At 64.7% G+C, this 6,999-nt stretch carries 5 protein-coding genes and 1 pseudogene; 5 read left to right on the forward strand and 1 reads right to left on the reverse strand.

All coding sequences use genetic code 11. The features are described from left to right. The first annotated feature begins 11 nt into the window (after positions 1-11). A pseudogene (locus AC1DXV_RS29125) lies at positions 12-642 on the forward strand (DNA adenine methylase). Positions 643-1,151: 509 nt separating this feature from the next. Beyond that, positions 1,152-3,008 carry a sensor histidine kinase gene (locus AC1DXV_RS29130; protein WP_477936902.1) on the forward strand — a complete coding sequence of 619 codons (1,857 nt, stop codon included), beginning with the start codon at positions 1,152-1,154 and terminating at the stop codon, positions 3,006-3,008. Positions 3,009-3,064: 56 nt separating this feature from the next. On the opposite strand, the gene AC1DXV_RS29135 is transcribed toward AC1DXV_RS29130, so the two are convergent. Next, on the reverse strand, positions 3,065-3,751 hold the full coding sequence (locus AC1DXV_RS29135; RefSeq protein WP_477936904.1) for a response regulator transcription factor: 687 nt from the start codon (positions 3,749-3,751) through the stop codon (positions 3,065-3,067). A 255-nt stretch (positions 3,752-4,006) separates the two neighbouring features. On the opposite strand from AC1DXV_RS29135, the gene AC1DXV_RS29140 reads away from it, so the two are divergent. From AC1DXV_RS29140 to AC1DXV_RS29150, 3 genes are all read left to right on the forward strand, one after another. Next, positions 4,007-4,570, forward strand: coding sequence for a chemotaxis protein CheW (locus AC1DXV_RS29140; RefSeq protein WP_477871631.1), 564 nt, complete (start codon positions 4,007-4,009; stop codon positions 4,568-4,570). A 32-nt stretch (positions 4,571-4,602) separates the two neighbouring features. After that, positions 4,603-6,378 (forward strand): methyl-accepting chemotaxis protein, encoded by a 1,776-nt coding sequence (locus AC1DXV_RS29145; protein WP_477871633.1) that lies wholly within the window; start codon positions 4,603-4,605, stop codon positions 6,376-6,378. A gap of 461 nt (positions 6,379-6,839) precedes the next feature. Then, positions 6,840-6,999: transposase (locus AC1DXV_RS29150; protein ID WP_477936906.1), on the forward strand; the 160-nt coding region annotated here is incomplete at its 3' end.

The raw sequence follows: 6,999 nt of genomic DNA on the forward strand, positions 1-6,999 counted from the left end.
GTCATCAACGCATCAACGACATCAACGGCGAGCTGGTGAACCTGTACCGCGTGGTGAAGCATCACCTCGAGGAGTTCGTGCGCCAGTTCAAATGGGCGCTGTCCAGCCGCGAGGTTTTCAAGTGGATCCAGGACACGCCCGCGGAGACGCTGACCGACGTGCAGCGCGCTGCTCGGTTCTACTATCTGCAGCATCAGTGCTTCGGCGGCAAGGTGCAGGACAGACCTGGGGCACGGCGACGACCGCGCCACCGGTGAACCTGCTGCGCATTGAGGAGTAGCTCAGCGCGGCGCATCTGCGCCTGGCCGGCACCTTCGTCGAGCGGCTGCTGGAAGACCTGCATCGAGCGCTACGACCGGCCGCACACGTTCTTCTACCTGGACCCGCCGTACTGGCAAACCGAGGGGTATGGCGGACCGTTYCCGTTCGAGGAATACGAGGCGATCGCCSSRGCMTTCCGMASCCTGAAGGGCAAGGCGATGATGAGCATCAACGACCATCCGGCGTTGCTTCTGGGGCATGCACATGGAGTCGCTGGACATCGCCTACACGGTGGCCTGTGCGCCAATCCACTCGAACACGCGCCGACACATGGCCATCACTCGACTCGCCTGCTTCGTCCGTCATCGATCTCTCCATTGAAGGGAAGCCTTGACGATCGGCGATCAGGATCGGTCAGGCAATGACGGGGAAGGTCGGACACTCACGCTACGACATCGGGGACCGGCTGGCGATTCGAACGTCGGAGGCTGGGTGCAGCAGGGGCCTTGCCACCTGGTGCTGACTACCGCCATGGAGGGGCCGGCGGCCAAGGGCCTGCTTGCGGCAGGGCGAGCCGCCCTGGTTGCCTTTCTGAATCGGCAGGGCGTGGCAGCTGTTCGGATCGACGTGCGGGTCGCCGTGCCGAATGCGCCCGCGAGCAGCGGCGAGGCACAACGAGTGCACGTTGCGAAGGCTTGACTGCAAGAGAGCGCGTTGGCGCCACGGCGGACGGTTCGTTCCCCTCCATCGGCTTGAAAAAGCGCCGTCGTGCTTGGAACACGACCCGAGGATGAGCCAACGTTCGACTCCTGGGCCGCTTGAAACTGGCCCCACAAATTGACCACTCTCACCGCGACAATTGCGCACTCGCGTCACATCACAAGACCATGATGGCCCCACTCATCGACGCTCAGGCTTATTTCTTCGTCCAGGGACTGCTGTTCATCGCACTGCCCCTGACCGCATGGATCATCCTGTCCAGCCGCCACGACGCGACCACGGTGGCGCAATGGGGTATCAGCGGCTTGATGTCGGGGGTCGGATTCGTACTGATCGGCCTGCGCGGGCACGTCCCCGACGTGCTGGGCTACCCCGTTGCCACGGCTCTCGCCTACGGTGCCTATCTGTTGTGCGGCGGCGCCCTGCAGCGCGAGTTGGGGCAGCGGCCCCGCTGGGCGCTGCTGGCGCTCATCTGCGCGCTGGCGACTCTGGGCTTCCAGGTGTCGATGAACCTGGGACGTGACCCGCGCGAGCTCTATAGCGCCGGCATCCGCCTGGCTGGTGCGTCGTGGCTGGCGTACCTCGCGTTCACACTGGCCCGCCGCGAAAAGACGCGCAGTGCCGTCTTGCTGGGCGCCGTATTTGCATTGTCCGCGGTCGCGTCGACGATATCTGCAGCGGCCGCGCTGGGTGGCTGGGGCGAAGGACGCGCCCCTACCGCCTTGGACTATGGGTTGGTCAACGTCGCGGCCCTGCTGACGGCGCTGTACGCCAACATGGGCTACGTCGGCCTGGTGCTGGGCCGCTCGCGCGCCAAGGAGCAAGCGAGGACGGAAGACCACGAGCGCGAGCATACGCTGCGCATGCAGGTCGAGCAGCATGCCGTGGAGCTGGACGCACTTCGTGCAGAGCGCCGGGACATGCTCAACGAGTCGACCCCGGCCATGCTGCACTCCATCGATCCACAGGGGCACCTGCTCGCCGTCAGCGATACCTGGCTGTCCAAGTTGGGCTACACGCGTGCAGAGGTCATCGGCAGGCCTTCAGCGGAGTTCTTGACGCCGCCTTCGCGCGAGCATGCGCGGCAGGTCGTGCTGCCGGAGTTTTTTCGCACGGGCCGTTGCGACAACGTCGCCTACCAGATGCTGCGCAAGGACGGCAGTGTGCTCGACGTGCTGCTCTCGGCTGTGCTGGAGCGTGACACTCAGGGACGCCCCCTGCGCTCGTGGGCCGTGATCGAGGACGTGACCGAGAAGCTCGTGCACGAAGCCGAACTTGCCCGCGAACACGCCTTGCGCCTCTTGCTGGAACAGCACGCGCATAAGCTCGATGCGCTGCTGGCCGAGCGCAGCGAGATGCTGCACGTGTTGGCACACGAAGTGCGCCAACCTTTGCAGAATGCGCTGGCCGCTTTGCAAAGCGCGGCGTCCGCGTTGGGGCAGACCCGCGAGCCGGTGGCTGCCGATCGGCTCTGGCGAGCGCAAGCTGTGCTGGGCGAGGTGGTCGCAGGGCTGAACAACACGCTTGCCGCCGCGGCGCTGCTGGCCGGCTCGAGTTCCGCCACGTCGGAAGACATCGATATCGACGCACTGATTGAAATCGCCCTCGGCGACATCGCCCAAGAGGATCGTGCGCGCGTCCAGATCGAACACGCTACGGCGACGCGCACCGCCGCCATGGACCCTGGCCTGATGCGCCTGGCCTTGAGGAACCTGCTCGACAACGCGCTGAGCTACTCGCCTCGCGGATCGCCTGTCGTCTTGCGCGTGTCGGACTCGGAGCTTCCGCTTGCCCTTATCGTGGACGTCATTGATGGCGGTGCAGGCATCGAGGCCGATCTGCGGCCGCGCCTGTTCCAACGTGGCGAGCGCGGGGCCCTGGGCGCAGGTCGTCCCGGCAGCGGCCTGGGCCTGTACATTGTGCGCCGCGTGGCCGAGATGCACGGCGGCCGGATCGACGCAGTTCCCCGACTCGGTGGCGGCACCGTGATGCGGTTGACGATCCCGCAAGGACTGCCACCTGAATGACGCAGCATCCGTTGCTCGGCAGCGCCGAGCAACGGATGCCGTGTGCGGCGCATCGATCAGGCCAATGCCAAGGGCGCCCGAAATACGTAACCGATACCAGACTTGGACTGCAGGGGCACGAGCGCGGGGGTCGCCCGCTCGATGCGGCGTCGCAGCCGGTAGATGGCGGCGTTCAGTCCGTCGACTTCGCCGTCAGGGGCGCTTCGTCCCAGGCGCAGGCGCAGGGACTCGCGCGTCACAGTCTCGCCCTGCGCCTCGACAAAGCATTCCAAGACGACCAGGTCACCGTCACTGAGGTCCACACGCGTACCGTCGGGGGCCACCAGTTCTCGCGCCAACCGATCCAGGCGCCAGGCGACTTCGGCCTGCGCTGCACCGGCGGCGCGCCGCTGGACCGCGCAGATGGCCACCGCCACCTGCTCGAACTGCACCGGCTTGGTCAGATACATGTCGGCACCAGCCGCGACCACGGTCTTGAATACATCCGGCGCCAAGCGTCCAGAGACCACCAGCAATCCAGCGTTGCTGCGTCGGCGCAGGATTTTGATCAGCTCGACGCCGTCGACCCCCGGCAGCATGAGATCGACGACATAGAACTCGTAGCGGTGCGCTTCGGCATCTGCCAGCAGGTCGTTGCTGTCCGCATAGACGCGCACCTGCACACCCTGCTCGCGCAAGTACAGCGCCAGGAACTCGGCGTAGTCCTGATCGTCATCGATCACGGCCAGGGTCTTGGGCAACATGGCAGCTTCAGGAATGGCGGTGCGTCACGGAGTTGGAAGCTTTGATGGTGGCCCACGTCACGACGGGCAAGCCGCGCGATAAGCGCCTCAAAGCCACGGCATTTTGGCGAATGAGCATAAATTTCTCAAGCGATGATTTATTCGCCCGATACCACCTTGGTCTATGTCAAACAGACGCTCGACAGGCGCCTTCCCAGCGCCAGAGCACCCGAGCACCTGAGTATTCGCACCCTTTGTTTCAGAAAGCACCTGCCCATGATGAGCGACGTCAAAGTCTCCGAGCGACCCTCGTCGGCCGCAGCCTCTTCGGAAGCACACCTGTATCCCGGTAGCGGCGAGCCACGCAGCCGAGCGCACGGTGGCGAGTACCTGAGCTTCAGGATCAGCGAGGAGGAATACGCCCTGGACATCTTGAACGTGCAGGAGATCCGTGGCTACGAGAACCCCACTCGCATCGCCAACGCACCACCCTTCGTCAAGGGTGTCCTGAATCTACGTGGCGTGATCGTGCCCGTTGTGGATCTGCGAATGAAGTTCGGCCGCGAACAGGTTACCTACGACGCTGTCACTGTCACGATCATCCTCAACGTCGCCGGCCGCGTCGTGGGTGCCGTCGTCGACTCGGTCAGCGACGTGGTCGAGCTCAAGGGCGAGCAGATCAAGCCCGCGCCGGAGTTCAACGCCTGCGTTGATGCCAGCCATATCACTGGCATCGGCGCGGTCGACCAAGGCAAACAGCAACGCATGCTGGTCCTGGTCGACATCGAAAAACTCATGTCCGGCGCCGAGATGGGGCTGGTCGAGCGAACCCTGAACTAGACCATCTCACTGCAGTACGAAGGACATTCATCATGAACAACTTGAAGGTTTCCACTCGGCTCATCATGCTGGTCGGCGCGCTGTCACTGCTGCTGGTCGGCATCGGCGGCCTGGGCCTGTACGGCATCAGCCAGTCCAACGAGGCGCTGAGATCGGTCTACGAAGGCAGCACAGTGCCCACCGCGAAGCTCGGCGAGATCAGGTCCATGGTGCTGCACAACCGGCTGGCCATCAACATCGCGCTGGTGAACCCGACCGCCGAAGTCATTAAAGAACGCACCGCGGAAATCGAATCCAACATCGCCACGATCACCAAGCTCTGGGACGCCTACGTCGCCGCCGACCTGACGTCTGAGGAGGAAAAGCTTGCCAAGACCTTTGCYAGCGACCGCACGAAGTTCGTTCAGGAAGGGCTGAAACCGATCGTGTTCGCGCTTCGTGCCAACGACCTGAAAGAGGCACAGCGCCTGGTCACGGACAAGATCCGTCCGCTGTCCATCCCGTTTGAAGCGGGCAACGACGCACTCATCAAACTACAGATCGACGAAGCCCAGAAGGAGTACGCGGCCGCGGCCGCACGCTATGCCGGGATCCGCATGGTCGCGATCGCTTCCATCGCCGCGGGTCTGATGTTCGCAGGGCTGTTCGGCTTCGTATTGGTGCGCTCCATCGGTCGCCAGCTCGGTGCCGAACCCGGTGAGGCCGCCGACCTGGCACGAAGCGTGGCCGCCGGCGACCTCAGCGTGCGCATCGATCTCAGACAAGGCGACACCACCAGCCTGATGGCGCAGCTCAAGGAGATGCAGATCAGCCTGGCCAAGGTGGTGTTCGGCGTGCGCCAGAACTCCGAGTCGGTGGCCACCGCGTCGGCCCAAATCGCCCAGGGCAATCTGGACCTGAGCCAGCGCACCGAGGAGCAGGCCTCGGCCCTCGAAGAGACCGCCGCGTCGATGGAGCAGTTGGGCTCGACCGTCAAGCAAAACGCTGACAACGCCAAGCAGGTCAATCAGCTCGCGCTGGGCGCCAGCACGGTGGCGATCAAGGGGGGCGAGGTGGTCGGCCAAGTGGTGGACACCATGAAGGACATCAACCACAGCTCGAAGAAGATCGCCGACATCATCAGCGTGATCGACGGCATCGCCTTCCAGACCAACATCCTGGCGCTCAACGCCGCGGTGGAGGCGGCGCGTGCCGGTGAGCAGGGCCGTGGCTTCGCGGTGGTGGCCAGCGAGGTGCGCAGCCTCGCCGGTCGTTCGGCCGAAGCGGCCAAGGAGATCAAGGGCCTGATCACCGCCAGCGTGGAACGCGTCGAACAAGGCACGGCCCTGGTCGATCAGGCCGGTGTCACGATGGCCGAAGTGGTCAGCTCGATCAAGCGCGTGACCGACATCATGGGCGAGATCAGCGCCGCGAGCATCGAACAGAGCGCGGGGGTTTCTCAAGTGGGAGAGGCCGTGAGCCAGATGGACCAGGTCACGCAACAGAACGCTGCATTGGTGGAAGAGAGCGCCGCCGCGGCCGAGAGCCTGAAGGTGCAGGCGCAGCAACTGGTGCAGGCGGTGGCGGTGTTCAAGCTGGCGCAAGGCGCACAGGCCGCCGTGCCGGTCACATTCGAGGCGTCCACCCCAGCAGCCGGTGACCGGGGCAGCGCCGAGCGCCGCGGGCCCGACCGTGCGAAGAACGTGACCCGCCCCGTCTTCGGCAAGACCAAGCCGGCCCCAAGCAAAGCCGTGGCGCCGATGCCGTCCGAACCGGTGCCTGCCCGGGCAGGCGTGCGCACCGGTACCGACCACTGGGAAAGCTTCTGAACGACACGCACTCCCTGCGGATTTACTGCACGGCAGAATTCGCCGGCATCGGTAGTTCGTGGCGCGCGGCGGCCGCCGAAGCCCCCGCCGTCTCAAGGCTGCCGCGGTGCCATGCAGCCCCTGGTGGGCGCCAGAGCCGACTCGCTCAATGCCGGTGAGCAAGGTCGACCAGTAACCGCGTCAGACTCCCCGCCACGGCCRCAGTGGCGGCGTGGTTCAACACAGACTGCGAACTTCTAACTCACGACACTAGCGCTGATGCAGGGAACGACCGAACTACGTCTGTGTCGCGAACTGCTTCGCAGTGAATGCCCATGCCATGCGTGAGGCGTCAGGACCCTTCCCGGCTGTCTGTGGAGACGTAGATTTCGGTGGTCGCACGTGAGCGTCCAGTCTGACCATCTTGAGAATGCGATAGGCACATAGGAGCCTCGTACCCACCTCAACTTTGGTGGATACGTATGACCTTCCCCGTCCAACCCGCTGGCGCTCGGCGCCGGCGTCGGCTCCACAGCGACGAGTTCAAGGCCAATGCCGTGGCAGCCTGCATGCAGCCGGGGATGTCCATGGCAGCCGTGGCGATGGCGCATGGCATCAACGCCAACCTATTGCGCCGCTGGG

It is taken from the genome of Rhizobacter sp. P3_C12 (assembly GCF_056402735.1).